14 protein-coding genes are annotated in these 19,464 nt (G+C 37.5%); 7 read left to right on the plus strand and 7 right to left on the minus strand.

Features of this window, described 5'->3' with window-relative positions:
• Nucleotides 1-46: 46 nt before the first annotated feature.
• Complete coding sequence (locus ACFING_RS01725) at nucleotides 47-790, minus strand: L,D-transpeptidase (RefSeq protein ID WP_375611178.1); 744 nt, start codon at nucleotides 788-790, stop codon at nucleotides 47-49.
• 265 nt (nucleotides 791-1,055) lie between these two features.
• Here ACFING_RS01725 and ychF point away from each other — a divergent pair, with 265 nt between their 5' ends.
• Nucleotides 1,056-2,159 carry a redox-regulated ATPase YchF gene (gene ychF / locus ACFING_RS01730; RefSeq protein WP_375629426.1) on the plus strand — a complete coding sequence of 368 codons (1,104 nt, stop codon included), beginning with the start codon at nucleotides 1,056-1,058 and terminating at the stop codon, nucleotides 2,157-2,159.
• 159 nt (nucleotides 2,160-2,318) lie between these two features.
• Here the strand turns inward: ychF and ACFING_RS01735 are convergent, their stop codons facing one another.
• The 4 genes from ACFING_RS01735 to petA form a co-directional block, all read right to left on the minus strand.
• On the minus strand, nucleotides 2,319-2,759 hold the full coding sequence (locus tag ACFING_RS01735) for a PRC-barrel domain-containing protein (RefSeq protein ID WP_375611176.1): 441 nt from the start codon (nucleotides 2,757-2,759) through the stop codon (nucleotides 2,319-2,321).
• 110 nt (nucleotides 2,760-2,869) lie between these two features.
• Complete coding sequence (locus ACFING_RS01740; RefSeq protein ID WP_375629429.1) at nucleotides 2,870-3,766, minus strand: cytochrome c1; 897 nt, start codon at nucleotides 3,764-3,766, stop codon at nucleotides 2,870-2,872.
• Nucleotides 3,760-5,016 carry a cytochrome bc complex cytochrome b subunit gene (locus ACFING_RS01745; RefSeq protein WP_375612985.1) on the minus strand — a complete coding sequence of 419 codons (1,257 nt, stop codon included), beginning with the start codon at nucleotides 5,014-5,016 and terminating at the stop codon, nucleotides 3,760-3,762. Before ACFING_RS01745 ends, ACFING_RS01740 begins: the two co-directional genes overlap by 7 nt.
• 4 nt (nucleotides 5,017-5,020) lie before the next feature.
• Nucleotides 5,021-5,569: a ubiquinol-cytochrome c reductase iron-sulfur subunit gene (gene petA / locus ACFING_RS01750; protein ID WP_375611173.1), complete on the minus strand. Its 549-nt coding sequence runs from the start codon at nucleotides 5,567-5,569 to the stop codon at nucleotides 5,021-5,023.
• A 726-nt stretch (nucleotides 5,570-6,295) separates the two neighbouring features.
• Here petA and ACFING_RS01755 point away from each other — a divergent pair.
• On the plus strand, nucleotides 6,296-6,772 hold the full coding sequence (locus ACFING_RS01755; RefSeq protein WP_375620690.1) for a tRNA (cytidine(34)-2'-O)-methyltransferase: 477 nt from the start codon (nucleotides 6,296-6,298) through the stop codon (nucleotides 6,770-6,772).
• Nucleotides 6,773-7,224: 452 nt separating this feature from the next.
• On the opposite strand, the gene ACFING_RS01760 is transcribed toward ACFING_RS01755, so the two are convergent.
• Nucleotides 7,225-8,478 carry a CCA tRNA nucleotidyltransferase gene (locus tag ACFING_RS01760; RefSeq protein WP_375629431.1) on the minus strand — a complete coding sequence of 418 codons (1,254 nt, stop codon included), beginning with the start codon at nucleotides 8,476-8,478 and terminating at the stop codon, nucleotides 7,225-7,227.
• Nucleotides 8,479-8,723: 245 nt separating this feature from the next.
• On the opposite strand from ACFING_RS01760, the gene ACFING_RS01765 reads away from it, so the two are divergent.
• The 5 genes from ACFING_RS01765 to ACFING_RS01785 all read left to right on the plus strand — a co-directional run bounded on the left by ACFING_RS01765 (nucleotide 8,724) and on the right by ACFING_RS01785 (nucleotide 17,039).
• The gene (locus ACFING_RS01765) at nucleotides 8,724-9,755 is read left to right on the plus strand and encodes an AAA family ATPase (protein ID WP_375612988.1); all 1,032 of its coding nucleotides are present in this window, start codon (nucleotides 8,724-8,726) and stop codon (nucleotides 9,753-9,755) included.
• A complete protein-coding gene (locus tag ACFING_RS01770; RefSeq protein ID WP_375629434.1) occupies nucleotides 9,756-10,667 on the plus strand; it encodes a DUF58 domain-containing protein in 912 nt (303 codons plus the stop codon). It abuts the gene before it with no gap.
• Nucleotides 10,664-13,462, plus strand: a complete 2,799-nt coding sequence (locus ACFING_RS01775) for a DUF4159 domain-containing protein (RefSeq protein WP_375629436.1) — start codon at nucleotides 10,664-10,666, stop codon at nucleotides 13,460-13,462. The genes ACFING_RS01770 and ACFING_RS01775 overlap by 4 nt, the downstream gene beginning before the upstream one ends.
• Complete coding sequence (locus ACFING_RS01780; RefSeq protein WP_375629439.1) at nucleotides 13,459-15,555, plus strand: glutamine amidotransferase; 2,097 nt, start codon at nucleotides 13,459-13,461, stop codon at nucleotides 15,553-15,555. Before ACFING_RS01775 ends, ACFING_RS01780 begins: the two co-directional genes overlap by 4 nt.
• Nucleotides 15,556-16,154: 599 nt before the next feature.
• A complete protein-coding gene (locus ACFING_RS01785; RefSeq protein WP_375629442.1) occupies nucleotides 16,155-17,039 on the plus strand; it encodes a metallophosphoesterase family protein in 885 nt (294 codons plus the stop codon).
• Nucleotides 17,040-18,415: 1,376 nt separating this feature from the next.
• Here ACFING_RS01785 and ACFING_RS01790 read toward each other — a convergent pair.
• Nucleotides 18,416-19,240, minus strand: coding sequence for an outer membrane protein (locus ACFING_RS01790; protein WP_375629445.1), 825 nt, complete (start codon nucleotides 19,238-19,240; stop codon nucleotides 18,416-18,418).
• Nucleotides 19,241-19,464: the final 224 nt, after the last annotated feature.

Here is a 19,464-nt window from a genome sequence, read left to right on the forward strand (position 1 = left end):
GAAGATTGAACAGCAAACACAGCTCTCTCCAATCTTCTCCCCTAAATTAAAAAAAATCATTTGGCTGAATGGTCGACTGTAGCGGATCGTAACCATTTGATTGTTGACTATAAACTGTAGGAATACTCCTATTGTTTTGCAATACCACAACACGCGAACCAATAGGAACACGATCATAAAGATCGATAATATCTTGATTAAGCAAACGGATACACCCACTTGAAATAGCACGCCCAATTGACCACGATTCGTGTGAGCCATGAATACGGAAAAGTGTATCTTTCCCATTTTTGAACAAATAAAGTGCCCGCGCACCTAATGGATTATCGGGCCCTGGTGGCATTCCTTTCCCAAGATGACCATAACGTTCTGGTTCTCGAGCCATCATAGCTGCAGTAGGAGCCCAATTTGGCCACCGACGCTTGCGCTGTATAACCCCCTCACCTTCAAATGCTAGGCCTTCTTTACCGACACCAATCCCATAACGCAAAGCTTTTCCATTTTCACCAATAAGGTAAAGAAAACACTCTTGCGTATCTATAACCAATGTTCCAGGCGCATAAGATGTATAATAAATCACCTCTTGTCGCCAATATTTTGGATCAATTGTCGCAAGATCAACAGCAGGTAACGAATAGGTCTCATTCGTTACAGGACCATACAAAGCCTGTATTTCTGGTGGAATGTATCGAACTTGTTGAAAAGGTACCGATGACATATCTGACTGACGTGTAGCACATCCAGCCAAAGCCAAAAGTGCTGCAATTAAAAAGGCACAACGAGATAACACTCTTCTATTTTCTCCGATTAATTATTTATGCAGATTTGCATACCATGAAAAACTTAGCACAATATTAACATTAATTCGAAGTTTTCTTATCCTTGTAACTAAGGAGAACAATAAGGTAAGAAGAACTAAGGTAAAAAAGTAGATATCTATTACTTTAGACTTTTTTCTCACTTATCGCAAGACTAGGACTATAACTCTTCTGAAAATATGCTATAAAAAGGAAGCTTTATCTTGACCATAAAATTAATAGAAAAGAAAGACTCTCATGGGCTTTAAATGCGGTATTGTCGGATTACCTAATGTCGGGAAATCAACTCTTTTTAATGCATTAACAAAAACAGCCACTGCACAGGCTGCCAATTATCCTTTTTGTACCATTGAACCCAATACCGGAGAAGTTGCTGTTCCAGATTTACGAATGGAAAAAATTGCATCAATCGCTGGTTCAAAAGAAATGATTCCTACACGCATTAACTTCGTCGATATTGCGGGGCTTGTGCGAGGAGCTTCAAAAGGCGAAGGTTTAGGAAACAAGTTTTTAGCCAATATTCGCGAAGTCGATGCCATTGTCCACGTTTTACGCTGTTTTCAAAATGAAGATATTACCCATGTAGAGGGACGTATTGATCCTTTTTGTGATGCGACAACGGTTGAAACCGAACTCATGCTTGCGGATCTTGAAAGTCTTGAGAGACGAATCATACAAATCCGTAAACGAGCAACCGGAAAAGACAAAGAAGCTCTCACAATTTTACCTATTATGGAAAAAGCATTAAACATACTGCAACAGGGAAACCCTGTCCGGTTATTACTCAAAGATATTTCTTCCGATGAACACCACATTCTTAAGAGTTTGAATCTTTTAACCTCCAAGCCTGTACTTTATGTTTGTAATGTAAGCGAAAATGACGCCGCTCGTGGAAATAGCTTTACCCAAACAGTTGAAAAAATGGCAACAGAGCAAAATGCGCAAAGCATTATCATTTCTGCTTCTATCGAAGCGGAAATCACACAACTGAGTGATGCTGAAGCATCAGAATATCTCAATGCGCTAGGACTCTTTGAACCGAGTCTCAATCGCCTCATTCGCGCTGGTTACCATTTACTTGATCTCATTACTTACTTCACCTGTGGGCCTAAGGAAACACGAGCATGGACAATTACGCGTGGTACAAAAGCTCCCCAAGCAGCTGGTATTATTCATTCAGATTTTGAGCGCGGTTTCATTCGTGCCCAAACCATCAGCTATAATGACTATATTGCTCTGGGTGGAGAAAGCGGTGCAAAGGAAGCAGGAAAAGCCCGCGATGAAGGAAAGGAATACATTGTGCAAGATGGCGATATCATGTTATTTAAACATAATACTTAAATCTTCACTCTGTCTTAATAGTTTATCTTGAAAACTTTGGTAATAGCTCCTTGGAATCTTGTCGCAAAAATTCTCAAGAGTTTTTAGAACAAAAAAACTGTTGCTAGCATATGATTGTGATAGCAACAGCTTGGTCCATTAAAGAATAGAAATATAAAATTAGCGTGTCCAACGCCCTTCGTATTTAAATGTTGGAGCGTTCTTTAAAGAATCTTTTGTCGCATTTGTAATAAGTTTCCATTTACCATAATCATTTGTCATCTGGATTGTTTCTGGAGAAACGACCACATAACTCTCGCCTATGCCAAGAAAACCACCAACAGCAATAACAAATCCTGCAATATTATTTTCACGTAAAATAATATCTTTTACTTCACCAATATTTTCATCTTCTATATTATATACATTGGCGCCTATAAGACTGGAAGCAACAAAATCCGTTGCTAAAGGTGTCACATAACGCACAGACTTATCTATCCCCACCTGTACAATACCCGTCGAAGAGATCATTTCAGGTTTTGAAGGCACTTCAAAAGACTGAGCATAAGTACTAGAAACCATCAAAATTGACATAAGAGTAGTACATGCAATTTTTTTCATTTTAACATCTCCATTTTTACTTTGCTTTTACTTTATAAAACCTCAATGCATCATAAAAAGATTTGTTCCTTATGCTCTTTATACTCTATACTCTTTTGAGCCTTATCACTTTACCCTTTTCTCTTTATTTCGTCTTTTATTTCTTTCTCTAATTCTTCTTCTAAACGACACCAAATACGATTTTTTAAAATATAAACAAACCCTGCAAAAATGATTAAAAATAAAATAACACGAAAACCGGTTTTTTTACGAATTTCCATATGAGGATCGGCAGCCCACATCAAAAAAGCAGAAACATCGCGCGCATAATGTTCAATGATTTCTGGGGTTCCATCTTCATAAGTAACCATACCATCACTCAAAGGAGGAGCCATAGTTAAAGAATTACCGGCAATAAAATAAGGATTATACCAATAACCATCAGAAACTTTTATCTCCTTCGGTGCCTTCTGATATCCTGTTAAAAGAGCTGTAATATAATCTGGACCAGCTGTATCATAATGAGTCAATGCATCAGTAATTAAAGCAGGAAACGGCAAAGATACCCCACGTGCACGTGCCATCAATGTCAAATCTGGAGGATAAGCACTATTCAAAATAAATCTTGCTTCTTCTTCATGTGAAAAGGGAGAAGGAAAATAATCCGTTGCAACCCCAGCACGTTTAAAAAATTTTCCTTCTCGATTAGGACCATCGCACACTTCATATTGCCCCGCCAAAGCTTTTATCTGTTCTTGATCATACCCAAGATCTTTTAAATTACGAAAAGCCACATATTTTAGCCCATGGCAGCTGGAACAAACTTGTTTATAAACCTTTAATCCACGCCTCAATTGCGCCTTATCATAAAGCCCAAATGGACCTGAAAAACTCCATTCTTGTTTTTTAGGAATCTGTAAAGGAAAGGAAATAAATCCCTCTTCCTGATCAGAGGCATCACTCGCTAAACTCTGAGCAGAAAAACTCATAGCAACAATAACAACCAACCCAACAAAAACATTTACCATAGTCTCTTTTTTTTCTGTTTTAAATCTTGCATAATTGAAGAAGGAAGAGAACAATTTTTTTCAAACGCTGGCAAAATCGGCAAAATAACCAAAAAAAATATAAAATAATAAACCGTAGCCAATTGTGTCCATAAAAGAATTTTGTCACTTATTTCTCTTGACCCCAACCAACCAAGAAAAACGACATCAATAACCAACGCCCAAAAGAAAATTTTATAAACAGGTCGATATCTTGCTGAACATATTTTAGAGCGGTCTAACCATGGCACAAAAATTAAAATGCAAATCGAACTGACGAATAAAACAAAGCCAACAAAGTTTGAAGAGAAAATACCGATATCAAAAGTTATAGCACGAAGCATCGCATAAAAAGGCAAAAAATACCATTCTGGAACCACACGAAGAGGTGCCTTTAAAGGATCTGCCACACTATAATTTTCAGCCTGCCCCATATAATCGGGCATATAAAACAAAAACCAGGCAAAGAAGATGAGAAAAACAGTAATAGCAAAAATATCTTTGATAAGCGCATAAGGCGAAAATGGAACTGTTTCCTTATCTGATTGTATAGCAAGACCCGTTGGATTGCCTTGCCCAACACAATGAATTGCCCAAATATGCAGCCCCACAAAAAGAAGCAAAATAAATGATAAAACATAATGGAAAACATAAAAACGATTCAACGTTGGTTGTCCTACGACATAACCACCCAGAAGTGTCTCATGCAACCATGTCCCCACCAAAGGTATCGTTTTTAAAAGCCCTGCAATCACTGAAGCCGCTGAAATAGACATCATCCCCCAAACAAGCACATAACCAAAAAATGCTATTGCCATCATGATGATATAAATAAAAATACCTGTAACCCATACCATTTCTCGCATATTTTTATAAGAACCATAATAAAGTCCACGTGCCAAATGGATATAAACAGCAATAAAAAAAAACGAAGAGCCTACACAATGCCATGGACGAAAAAGCCAACCAAACTGCCCTTCACGCCGAAATCGTTCACTGGTTTCAAAAGCCAAATGAATATCCGGAACATAATGCATAGCCAAGACAATACCAGTCAAAAGCTGTGACACAAGCATAATGGTCAAAATACCGCCAAATGTATAAAAGTAATTAAGATTACGCGGAACAGGAAAAATCACAAATGCATTATAAAAAAAACGAGGAAGAGGAAAACGCTTATCAAACCAACGGGCAAGTGCATTTTTAGGACAATAAGGAGAAAACCTTGTCATAACCTTATCCTATTTTGAGCAAAGTATCAGAAAGAAATTGGTAAGGAGGAATAGCCAAATTATAGTTAGCTGGACCCGACCGCACTCTTCCAGCTGTATCATAAACAGACCCATGACATGGACACAACCACCCTCCAAATTTCCCAGATTGCCCAAGTGTTATACAGCCTAAATGCGTACAAAGATTAATGACGATAAGCCAATTTTCACGTCCTTTACCTGCTGAACGTGCAAAATCCGTCGCTTCTTTTTCACCTTCAAGATTAGGATTGCGCGCTTGACGATCTTTTAGAAGTCTCAATTCAGTAGCGCGCGCATCAGCAATTTCTTTTGCCGTACGATTTCGAATAACAACAGGCTGTCCTCGCCACTTTACCGTTACTGACATCCCCTCTTCAATACCAGAAAGATCAACCTCAACAGAGGAAGATGCCAAAACAGCTTCATCTGGACGCAACTGACGGATAAAAGGCCACACAACCGCTCCCATTCCAACTGCTCCTGCAACAGCTGTTACCAAAAACAGAAAATCCCGCCTCGTTTGCTCACCCATGGACTTAACTTAAAGAGACACTTTGCTAAAATATTCTTTTACCATACCCTCTCCCATTGTACAATGCTTGATCACTCCGTTACCTCAACCATAAAAACATCCCCGTAAAAAACTCCTGCCATTTGTATGGTTTATACAAAAAACTGTTTTATAATGATAATTCATCGTTTTACAGAGTGAATGAAATCCCTAAACACCGTAAGGTTTTTTCATTTCAAACCTATTCATATTAATCAATCAAAATTACTCCCCCGCCCGTGAAAATCAGAGATAGCATGTAAATAAACACTTCTAAAGAAAGAAACATAGTCTTGTTATGACCATATCTCAGTAAACAAGTTGAGCTTATCGGTTATTTCTTTAACACATTTACAGCTTCTCTCCCTCCCTCAATTCCAACTGGTTGCATGAGTATTTTTTTCGCTTCTGTTTTTGCATAAAAAGCATATTTTGTTGATTTTAATTAAAATTGATGATCTAACCTCATTAAATATCCCACTTTTCAACATAATGAGCCAATTCATTTCATGGATTGCTCAATAAAAGGAAGTCCCTAATAGGGAGCTTCTCTCTGATCCCAAACAGACCTGTATACATAACTTTTTCCCTGAAATTTAAAGGGTATAAAAATGAACCGTAAAAAACATGTATTTCTCAAAGCATATTTTTCGAATAAATTGTGGTGCTTCTTTACAAAGTCGAAAGAAAAATCATATTACAGAGAACATGACACTTCATATAGCTCTTTTCCAACCTGATATTGCTGGTAATACTGGAACGATTTTACGTCTTAGCGCTTGCTTTGGTTTACATGTGCACATTATTGAACCTGCAGGCTTTAATCTGTCGGATCGTAATCTCAAACGCGCAGGATTGGATTATCTCGAATATGCTTCCTTAGAACGACACATTGATTGGCAACATTTTATAAGCTCCATGAAACACTTTAACCGCCGCCTATTGCTTTTAAGTACAAAAGCAAAAACATGCTATACGCAGATATGCTATCAAAGAAATGATGTTTTACTTTTTGGTCGTGAAACAGCTGGCGTTCCCAATTATGTTCATGAAGCGGCCGATTACACATTGAAAATTCCCATGCAACCACAGGCACGCTCTCTAAATCTCGCCATGAGCGTAGCCATAACAACAGGAGAAGCATTACGCCAAATTGGTTATCATGAAAAAAACTGTAATCTATAAAAACATAAATTATCACGAAAAACAATAATACAACATATAAAGAACAGTTAGAGCGTATAATGCCTATCATTTTCCAACCATTAAGTGCTGTTAAAATAAACATTTCTTAGTGCCCATCACATCCATTTCATATCACCTCATAGTAAAAATCCAGTGAACACCCCCCTCTTTATGGTCATACAAGGTGCAAACCGCTACCACTATTCTCTTTATTCGTTCTCATTTTCGAGAATCCTTATCTTTGAGATGATTCATAAGAGACATTTTTCCTCTCTGTAATCATTTTTCCTCACTTGTGACGTGTAAGGCAATAACTTTGATTGATGTAATATGAACAGGTTTGAAATAACCTTACAATATTGTGAACTCTTATTTTACATGAATAATGATTATTATAAATTAATATGTTGACTTAAAAAATATAAACAACAGTGAGTTTATAAACAGAAATATTATAAATCAATTTTTTCTAATAGTGCATGACGATCCATTAAAAATCCGCTTTCAATCCATATCATTTCTAGCTCTTTAAGCTTTTTTCCTAAAAGTACACCTTTCGTAAAACCTTTCTTTATTAAATCGTTACCATTAATAGGAAAAGTTGGAATTTGCCATTTTTTGGCAAATTGATAAAGCTTGACATAACCCTCTGCTTTTTGCAAAGCATCACTTTTTTCCAGATGATCAAGATGTGATGCAGCGACAGACAACGATAATTGATCTAAAACTGGCTGTCGTCCATGAAAATAAATCAGTTTTTGCACAAAATGATCAGAACAGTTTTGGTTTATTATTTCTAACTCCGCCCATTCTTTTAATCGCGTTGTTTCCTTAAGAGAAAAACGCAAGCGCTGTGCCATTTCATGAAGACGCATGGGATCAGGAGGAAGAAGGCTTTCTAGCCGTAACAATGGATCAACTTTCCAACCAAGAGCCTGTTCTGTCTTCACCAATGCGTGAATTGCATCAATGCCCCATCGTTCTGTTTCAGGAAAAATGAGTGCCAAAATTCTGCTTTGTCGCATCCATAAAAGAGCACGCGTTGGATCAAACGCCGCAAGAAGCTTTTTCATTTCTGCCCAAATACGTTCAGAAGAAAGTTTTTTTAAACCATGTTTTAAACGAACACATGCCTTCAATCCTTGCACATCAGGTCTCCCTGCTCCATACCACGCAAAAAAGCGAAAAAACCGTAAAATACGCAAATAATCTTCGCAAATACGATCTTCTGCAACCCCAATAAAACGAACTGTTCGGCTAACAATATCACTCAAACCTCCCACATCATCATAAAGGTTGCCAGCAGCATCACAATAAAGCGCATTTATCGTAAAATCTCGCCGTTCAGCATCTTTTTTCCAATCACGACCAAATGCCACTTTTGCATGACGACCATCTGTTTCAATATCGCAGCGAAGCGTTGTAACCTCATAAGAACATGAATGAGCAACTACTGTTATTGTACCAAAAGCAATCCCTGTAGGAATAGCTTTAAATCCTGCTTCTTCTACACGTGCAATAACCTGTTGCGGCAAACAGGTTGTTGCAATATCAATATCACTAATAGGCTGCCCTAGCAGTTGATTGCGCACTGCTCCCCCTACAATACGCGCCTCTTCCCCCTCCACAGACAAAACACGAAGAAGTGTTTGGATATCACTTTGTTGTAACCACGCAACCTGTTTGAAGTTCTGTCTTATATTCACCCTTCAACCTTTCAAAAAAGTTGTCTTCATTGCTTTAAAAAAATCTCTTCATAAAACAAATTTTTTAAGACATCCCTTATAAAGCACGTCTATTCTTCCAAAGAAACTTTTCTCTTCTATATGAATATGAAAAAAAACGGCATATGATACTTCATTTCTTCTCATTTTCTGTTACAAACAATAAGATATCCATTATCATGCAGAGAAAATTACCATTTTTGCGACAAACGCCTTAAGGAAGAAATATGAGTCAACATGATCCATCATCCAATTCTATAAAAAAGGTCAATATCAATCATGAAGCTCAAGTCATTATTGATGATATTGATACGGCACACAAAGAATTGGATATTTTACAAAAAGAAATTGACAAAGTTATTTTTGGGCAAAATCAGGTAATCGAATATGCTTTAATCGCTATTTTTGCTGGTGGTCACGCCCTTCTTGTCGGTGCTCCAGGACTTGCAAAAACACGTCTTGTTGAAACATTGGGAACAGTCTTAGGGCTTGATGAAAAACGCATCCAATTCACTCCTGACTTAATGCCATCGGATATTATTGGTTCTGAAATTATGGATTCCGATAAAGACGGTAAACGTTCTTTTCGGTACATTCAAGGTCCTATTTTTACGCAACTTCTCATGGCCGATGAAATCAATCGTGCTTCCCCACGGACACAGTCAGCCCTTTTACAAGCTATGCAAGAATATCATGTTACTGTTGCAGGTAACCGTTATGATTTGCCACAACCTTTTCATGTTCTTGCAACGCAAAATCCTCTTGAACAAGAAGGGACCTATCCACTTCCTGAAGCACAACTGGATCGCTTTTTGATGCAAATCGATATTGACTATCCTGACCTCACAACAGAGCGACGGATTATTTTAGAAACAACAAAAGAAAAAAAATCAAATGCAAAACCAATTTTATCCGGCAAAAAATTGCAAAAAATTCAAAATATCGTTCGCAAAATGCCTCTTTCAGAAAGTGTGATCGAAGCTATTTTAAAAATTGTCCGCTCATCTCGCCCTCATAAAGACAATAGCCTTGCTAATACTTATGTTTCTTGGGGACCTGGTCCACGGGCATCACAAGCCCTTTCACTTTGTGTTCGCGCCCGTGCTCTTTATTATGGACGCTTAGCCCCTTCACTTGATGATGTTGAAGCATTGGCCTATCCTGTATTACAACACCGCATGGCTCTTAATTTTTCTGCCCGTGCTGAAGATATAACCGTAAAAGATATTATCAATAACCTTGTGAAAGATGCTCTTTGAATGGCACTTGGCAAAAAAGTTTTACAAAAGCCTCCATTGTCGCTGGCAAATGAACTGCATAAGGATACTGGCAAAATGCCATATTTCCTTTTACAAGCGCGTCATATCGCTAATACATTGATAACTGGGTGGCATAGACAACGTAAAAGCGGTAATGGGGAAAACTTTTGGCAATTTCGTCCCTATATGGAAGGAGAATCCATTACCCGCATTGATTGGCGTCGCTCAGCGCGTGATGAAAATACGTATCTCCGTGAACACGAATGGCAAATGACACAAACCGTTTGGCTTTGTCCTGATCAGAGCGCATCAATGCATTACTGTTCCCGCTTTTCTAAAATCTCTAAAGGTAATCATGCCATTATTCTTACCCTTACCTTGGCATCCCTTCTTGCACGCAGTGGCGAACATATTGCTATTCCTAACTTAATGTCCCCCACAATGACATCCAATGTCGTAGAACGAATAGCCTTTGCTTTAGAAAATCATTCAGATGAAAATTTATTTCCGGATTTTTCAACGATTACACGCTTTTCACATGTCATTATAATGAGTGATTTTCTCGACTATCCTGAAAAAATCATCCAATATTTAACCGTTTTAACTACAAAACAAGTGACAGCGCATTTAATTGAAATTTCTGATCCCGCAGAAGAAAGCTTTCCCTACACAGGTCACACAGAATTTTTGGATCCTGAAACGAAAGAGAAACATGTTTCCACTAAAGCAGAAGATCTTCGTAAGAGCTATTGTAAACTATATCACGCAAGGCGACAAGAATTGGTAAATTTTTGCGCACGCCAAGGATGGTCTTATCACGTTAGTACAACAGATCAACCTTTAACAGAGACCATTTTTCATCTTGCAAATACAATGAGCGACTCTCCATTGCAAAAAAGGAGGGCACTTTGAGTTTTGCTGCTCCCTTTCTGTTACTAGGGCTTTTGTTCCTACCGGTCATTTGGTGGCTGTTACGGATAACTCCTCCATCTCCGCGTAAAGAGCTTTTTCCCCCTTTTCGCTTCTTACCCAAACCAACTCATCAACAAGAAACAGCAAAACATACACCTTGGTGGTTGCTCTTGTTGCGTTTAACCATAGCGGCACTTGTTATCATAGCTCTAGCACGCCCCACTTGGAATCAAAAACCAATAAGCTTTTCCGGATCTCAACCCCTTGCACTCGTTATTGATAATGGTTGGGTTTCTGTAAAAGAATGGAAACAGCGCATCTCTATCGCTGAAATGCTCCTTGCACAGGCAGAAAAACAGCAAAAAAATATTTATCTTGTTGCAACGGCTGAAAATAATATCTCCAATATAGAGCCCCAACCAGCCAAGATTATAAAACAGCATTTAATGCATTTGCAACCGCGTCCTTGGCCTGTCAACCGTGTGCATGCCTTCAAAAAACTCAGCGAAAGAACCAAAGGAAAACCTCTTGATATTGCTTATTTAAGTGATGGATTACAAACAAATGAAGATGAGCAAGCTTTTGCTCTTCTTGAAGAATTAAAACCTAGAAACTTCTTGTGGTATTTGACTGATATTTCCGATTTAACCGGCATAACATCCATAGAAAATAACAATGGAAACATGGGCGCGCGTATTATCCGCTCAACAACACACAGTAATACTCCCGCTATACTCAGCCTTTACGATTCAAATAATCAACTTCTCGGTCAATTTACGAACAATTTCTCTGAAGGAGAAACAACAGCACTTGTTCCTTTTAATGTACCACTTGAACTACGCAATGATATCGCTTGGATAAAAATAAACAATCAAAACCATGCTGCTGCAACCTTCTTGGTAGATAGCCATAACAGGATAAGCCGTGTTGCTCTTCTCTCACCCGATACCAATGAAATGGCACAGCCTTTACTTGCTCCATTTTATTACATTATCAAAGCCTTACAAGGTCATACACAGCTTATAACAGCCGGTGGAAGAGAACTTTCAACGGATATTGATCATTTGCTTAAACAAAATCCATCTGTTTTGATTATGGGTGACATTGTTAACATACCCCCAAAAGCAGAAAAAAAACTTTCTGATTTTGTGAATAAAGGGGGAACACTCATCCGCTTTGCAGGAGAAAAACTCAGTAGCGCAGAACATTACGATAACCTTCTTCCGATACCACTGCGCCCAGGTCAACGTTCCCTTGGAAGTATTATGTCTTGGACAAAACCACAAAAGCTTGCCCCTTTTGCAAAAAATAGCTTTTTCTTTGGTCTTCCCTTTCCAGGAGATGTTACTGTCTCGCGCCAAATCCTCGCAGAACCAACCCCAGATCTTTTTGAAAAAACGTGGCTTAGCCTTTCGGATGGAACTCCTCTTGTTACCGCAGCAAAACGTGGTAAAGGAACCCTCATTCTCATTCATGTTGCTCCTGACCCAACATGGTCTAACCTTCCTCTTTCTGGCTTTTTTGCACAAATGCTGCAAAAATTAATCACATTAGGTTCTAACGAAAACACAAACCTAACACACAGAGAAAAAAGAACAGTGATACAAAACCCTTGGCGAACTATAGCCGTTGACGGACAATTACAAGTACCACCCTCTGATGTTGTTCCTTTGATCTTTGACTCTCAAAATCCACCCCATCCTTCCTACCATACTCCCCCAGGACTTTATGGTGCCAAAAACAATTTTTATGCACTCAATCTCTTAACTCATTCGTCGCACTTGATGAAACAATCATCATTGCCAACTTCTCTTAATAAAAGCCCTTTATCTTACGATACAAAAGAAAAAAATCTTATCGGTCCACTTTTAGGATTAGCCATCTTATTATTCGCCTTTGACAATTTTCTCATTTTATGGATGGGAGATATTTTTTCTTTCATGAAACGGCGTAATATGTTTCTCGTCCCCTTTATAAGTCTTATTGCCTTGTTTTCATATGATCCAACTCTTCATGCACAAACGAAAGAAAATCATCATGATAGTGTACAAGCTGCTGGCGCAACACATCTTGCCTATGTTATAACCAATAATCATGAAATTGATACAACGAGTAAAAGTGGTCTAGAAGCGTTAAGTCAATTTATCGCAGAGCGCACAATGCTTACCCTTGGCTCTGTTACAGCACTTGATCTCGATAAAGATGAACTCTCTTTTTATCCTCTTATTTACTGGCCAATTGATGTTAAGAGTCCTATACCACCCCCCCAAAGCCTTGAAAAAATAAATAACTTTATGAAACATGGGGGAACAATTTTATTTGACACGCGCGATCAGATAAAGAGCAATCTTAATCTTGAAGGAGACGCTACTCCAGAAACGCAAAGATTACGAGATATCTTAAAAGAGTTAAATATTCCATCCATTGAGTCAGCATCAACAGATCATGTTGTTGCACGTTCTTTTTATATTATGCCAGATTTTCCTGGTCTCTACCGTGGTTCACCTTTATGGGTTGAATCCTCATCAACAAACAAAAAAAATAAAAACTCTCTTGCCAACGGCGATAACGTAAGCTCCCTTCTCATCACCGCAAATAACTTTGCTGGGGCTTGGGCACTTGATGAAAAAGGGGCATGGAAATATCCCCTTGTTCCCAATGATCCAATGCAACGTCTATGGGCATTTCGTGCAGGTTTAAATATTGTCCTTTATGTGCTTACAGGAAACTATAAAGCGGATCAAGTGCATGTTCCAGCACTCTTGGAACGCTTTAAAAGAGAAAGAAGGCAATGATATCATTTTTCACTTTTCAGCCTTTTTTACCACTCTTTTGGATTCTGCTCTTAAGCGGAATATCGATTCTTTTTGTCGTTGTTGGTCTTGTTACGCAACGGCAAGGTTCTTTATTTCGTCTGATGGCATTAAGCGCCCTTATCCTTGCTTTGCTCAATCCAATGATCATAAAAGAACAGCGCGAACCACTGAAAAGCACAGTAGGCATTGTCATTGACCGCAGCAAAAGCCAATCATTTGGAACACGTACAAATGATAGTGATGAAGCGCGCAGGCAATTAGTCGAAACACTGGCGCATTATCCACAATTTGAACCACGTTTTATTGAAGCTGGGAAACTTGCTGATAATCAATATGCGCCCTCAACGAATTTGTTTGAGACTTTAACACAAGCAGTATCTGATGTACCGCTCTCTCGTTATGCAGGAACCATTTTTATCACCGATGGACAAGTGCATGACATCCCTGACCTATCAGACCTTCATCATGAAGCACCTCTCAATGCCCTGATTACAGGATACTCAGATGAATTTGATCGCCAAATCAAGTTTATTTCTCCTCCACGCTTTGCCCTTGTCAACAAACCACAAACGCTCTCCATTTTGGTAGAAGATAAAGGCCCCGCCAAAAAAATAATATCACAGAAAGCAAATATTACACTAAGCGTCAATGGACAAGACATTGGCCATTATTCTGTAACTCCTGGCGTGATTTTTCAAACTGAAATTACCCTTCCCCATGCTGAAAAAAATATTATCCAAGTTATAACTGATCCACACAAAGGTGAACTAAGCTTGGAAAACAACCGCGCCATAACAATTATTGAAGGAATCAGAGAAAATTTACGCGTTCTTCTTATTTCAGGTGCTCCTTATAATGGAGAACGGACATGGCGAGACCTTTTGAAAGGTGACTCCAATATTGATCTTGTTCACTTTACTATTTTGCGTCCCCCCACCAAAGCAGATAATACGCCCTCAAGCCAATTATCCTTAGTGGTCTTTCCCACAAGAAAACTCTTTGTTGAAGAAATTAATAACTTTGATCTCATCATCCTTGATGGCTACCAGCACTCTACTGTTCTCCCCTTAATCTATTATGATTATATCGCCCAATATGTACAAAAGGGGGGTGCATTGTTGATGGTAACAGGACCTGAATTTACCCAAAAAAACTCACTTGCGAAAACACCTTTAATAAGCATTCTACCGGCATTGCCCAATGGAACTATTATTGAAAAACCTTTTCGCCCCACATTAACCAAAGAAGGTGAGCGCCATCCTGTCACAAGGGGTCTTGCAACACTTAACCTTCCCGCTTCTCAATGGGGGCAATGGTTGCGACAAATTGCTATTCAAAACATAAATAACGGAATCGCCCTCATGAAAGGAGCGGATGAACAACCACTTTTACTTCTCTCGCATGTTGATAAAGGACGTGTAGGCATGTTGCTCTCTGATGAAAGTTGGCTTTGGGCACGAGGTTTCGAAGGCGGTGGTCCTTATGCTGCTCTTTATCGTCGTATTGCCCATTGGCTCATGAAAGAACCAGAACTTGAGGAAGAAAAATTAAGTGCGACCAGCAGCCATCATCATTTAACAATTCGCCGCCAAACCCTTAAAGAGCATCCAGAGCCCGCTGAAATAATCTTTCCCTCTGGAAAAAAAGAAAATATTACTCTGACCAAAGAGAAAGAAGGCCTTTTTACTGCAACTGTGACCACTGATGAGACAGGAATTTTTAACATTAAAAATGGCGGTTTAACAATACTTTCTTCTGTAGGGATGCTCGATAATCTTGAGTTGTTTGACTTGATTTCAACACAAGAAAAACTAGCCCCCATTATTAAGCACACTGGTGGCTACATCGGACGTTTACACCCTGAAGGAAAAGAAAACATTCATCTTCCTCCATTTAAGCTGATTCAATCAAAAACAAGTCCGTCCTCTTCCCCAGCACATTCAATTGTTCTGAAAGAAGCAACAGAAACCCGTTTAATCAATACCTTTTATTTTTCGATATTTTCTGGTTTTTTTGCACTGCTTGCTTGCCTTTTACTGTTGAGCAGCATGTGGTATTATGAAGGCCGTTAAAAAGTCTGAGATTTCGTATAATAGTTTTTAAATTTAGCTTATCCTTTTACGTATTTACTTGTCTTTTATAATTATATAACGTATTGATTTATAACTCAAAATACAGTGGAATTCTCCTTATTTCCAATGTCCTCATATTAAAACAATAAAAAAACATTCTCTTGCGTATTATTAGAAGAGATGCTGTATGGATAGAAAACATCGAAGAAAAGAGTGAAATACCTCTTATGAATCCTCTTAAAACAAAGCAAGGATTTTCATAAAATTGGGGGAAAATAGTATGATGTTTTTTATTTGCACCTTGTATAAGTGTAGAGATGGTAGTGTACAGTAAGCCCTATATAGTTCACAGAAGCTTTCTATTATAGCATCGAATACCGGTCGTGAAATTAGCTCAAACACATTGAGAAATGTTTTTTTTTACAAATATGTGAATCTACAACACAATGATATTTTATTAGGGATATTCTATTTGGAATATTCCGCTTGAGACATTCTTTTTTGCAAGCTAATTTTCATTTTACAATCTTTCTTGCCTTTAAGCACTAACTTATCTTATGTTTATTCTTTAAATCGTTTTTAATACTTTACGAGCTTTTATGTTTTATCTTGCCCATATATCGGATGTACATCTTTCCCCTCTCCCGCAACCTTCCCTTTTTGAACTTTCTGGGAAACGTCTTACCGGTTATCTGAACTGGCAAAAAAAACGTAAGAGTCAGATGGCAACAGATGTCCTAGAAATTTTAATAGATGCCTTGAACAAAACAAAACCTGATCACCTTGTGATCTCTGGTGATCTTGTAAATCTTGCTCTCGATAAAGAATTTATACAAGCTCATCGTTGGCTACTTAATCTAGGAAAACCTCAAGATATTTCTTTGACATTTGGAAATCACGATGCCTATGTCCGCGGCGCTTTACAAAAAGCATGCACTCTCTTTAAACCTTGGATTACAGGTGACATCCCTCAAAAAAGTGCCTTTCCTTATATGCGCATTCGCAAAGATGTTGCCATCATAGCAGCTTCTTCAGCCATTGCGACATTGCCTTTTCAAGCTTCTGGCTATTTTGGTAAAATGCAAGCGCAAACTTTACCGCTCTTTTTAAAGGAAGCAGCACAGCGCAACCTTTTTCGTGTCGTCATGATTCACCACCCCCCCTTTCCAAAGGCCACGTCTTGGCATAAAAAACTACGGGATATAAAACGTTTTCTAGACGTTATCAAATACCACGGTTGTGAGCTTATTCTTCACGGACATACTCATTTACCCACATTGAATTACATTGAAGGACCAATTAAAAAAATTCCTATTGTTGGTGTTCCTTCCGCATCACAAGCTTTTGGTGATAAAAAACCGCCCGCAGGCTTTAATTTATTTTCCATTGAACGCTTACAAAATCAATGGCATTGCCAATTAAAACGTTATAGCATTATCAACCCCAAAAACGAGATTGCATGTACTGAAACAATTAATCTTTAAACACCTTCATAGTTGCCCAAACAACAAAAAATAAAAATATTTTTATTTCATATCCCTTTGGAAATCATAATTCTTATTTCCCTTTTTCTCCTTAAAAGATAAAGTTTCACCTTCTCTGTCAATAGATCAATTTTTCTCAGACAGTTCCATCTGCTGCCCCACTTATGTGACTAGCTTTTTACAAACTTATCGGTTTTCTTCCTTCCCGCTCTAAAGGACGAAATTTCTACCACATCTGATTTATAAATAATTCGGATTCTTGTCTCACGGGTTCCAGCTGCTAATTGCGCATGTGATTTACTTCACAAAGCTCTACACATAAACCCTGCTTTGAATTTCATCATCCACTCCTCCAAAAGCATCTAATGCGTAAAATCCTTATATTATTACAATGATGATATTTTATAGAATAATAGAGACGCTCATTCAGCTTCTATACCTGAAAATCAATGGCTAAAAAAGCCAAATAATAACTAAAGTATATAATTTAAATAACCCAACCTACTTGTGATTCATAAACAAATGATGTTGATTGATTTATCGTAAATAGATTTGAAATGATCCATTACTATTTCACTCAAAATTTATTATCGTACATTTAAAAAATTAGGAGAATAATAGATTATATTTCGATAACAGACATAGGTAATAATGTTTTTTATGTCTCAATAAATTCCTAATTTTCTCTCTATTTTTTCCTATAAATCACTTTATAATACTCTTTATAATTATTTTATTATTGAGTTATATTGCGGATGTAATTTTACGTTCTTTAGAATTTTTTGCGAGCTTTTTGTTATTAAATAAAATATTTTACGATACCGCAAAACAGAAAAGTTGATTGTATGAAAGATCTTTCAAATAAAATAAAATGCCATTAGCTTGCCAATTCACATGTTGGTTTAAAAAAGCATCTTTTAAAGCACCCAAACCCATTTCCCGACGGTACCTATGAATGATGTAATGTTAAGTCCATTTAGCAACACCATCTTCACGTTTATGGAAAAGCAAGCTAGTATCAAAATCTCACACTTTGCCACCCCCTAATGTAGCGACAGCCTTTAGCACTTAAAATGGTTCATAAGAAGCATTTTTATTCTTTCTTTAATGTTTTTATCTCACGACGCCCCCTCTTTTTGACGTGCAAAAGACATGGTTTTGATCGGTTCAATATGGTATAGGTTTAAAATGAGAAAATCTTATGACACTTGGGTCTCTCACTCAACATGACAAAAAGTAATTTATGTTTACAAATCAAAGTATTGTTCGAATAAAATAGTAGCTCTTTTGAGTAAAGGATATTTACTAGAACATATCTGAAAAATAAAAGCCTCATTCGAAAATGAGACTTTTGAAGTGTTTAATTCTGCAAAAAATTAAAATTTATAAGCTACACCCACACGAAAATCATTTGTCTTGTAGCCCATTTCAAATTTATCCTGTATGAACTTCTTTTTGCCAAAATCTGAATAACGATATTCTGCACGTACAATAATATTATCAGTCATTGCAAAATCAATACCACCTCCAAGGGTATAACCAATCATGGTCTTTTTTTCATCATGCAACCAATCAGAAAAATCAACTTCTCCATTTTTGCTATCAGCTACTGCCGCAAAAATATTCTGAAGCTGCGTATAAGCAATCCCTCCAGAAATATAAGGCATCATACGCTCAATCGCAAAACCAACTCTCACCCGTGTAGCACCAGCCCATTTTTGTTTTAAAGTATGACGTACAGCTTTAATAGGTGTTGTCGAATCCTCCTCATGCAAATCTCTTGTTAGACTTGTTTTTTCTACAAGTTTTGGTGTTTCTTCAGTTGGACTTTTTTTCGGTAGATTGACATCTTTAGAATCCTTTTTACCAAACCACATAATATCTGTATCAATACCTATAATAAAACTATTATCGATATCAATATTGGAACCTGCATAAACTCCCCCGATAAAACCAGAAAGTTTAGGTAAATTCTCCTTTCCAATTGGATTCCATATCCCTGTCTCATGTTTTAAATAACTTGCAGTCGTTTTACCTGAAAAGTTACCAATCTGTCCTCCAAGATAAAATCCTGTCCAAGACAAAGCAGGTGCTGGAATAACAGGAACAGGTTGTTCAGGAATAACGATATCCGACGCCTGTACTACAGAAATTAAAATTAAAGAAAATATAGATGTTGAGGCTAAATACTTTGTAATCATAATTGCTCCCCTAAAAGCTAATGTGATACATAAATAATGGTAAATCGTTTCACAATTTTTTGAAAAAATCTATAGCAAAAATGACACAGTTAAAAAATTAAAATTAGTTTTAAATAAAGCTTAAATATTATTTATAATTTCCAGAAGCTATTAATCTATAGCATCTTTTATAGCTTCATATTGATCATTATTATCTGAAATTATATAAATAATTATAATGTCAA

Origin of the sequence: Bartonella sp. AP150HLJHH (assembly GCF_042196385.1) — a bacterium.
Taxonomy (GTDB): domain Bacteria; phylum Pseudomonadota; class Alphaproteobacteria; order Rhizobiales; family Rhizobiaceae; genus Bartonella.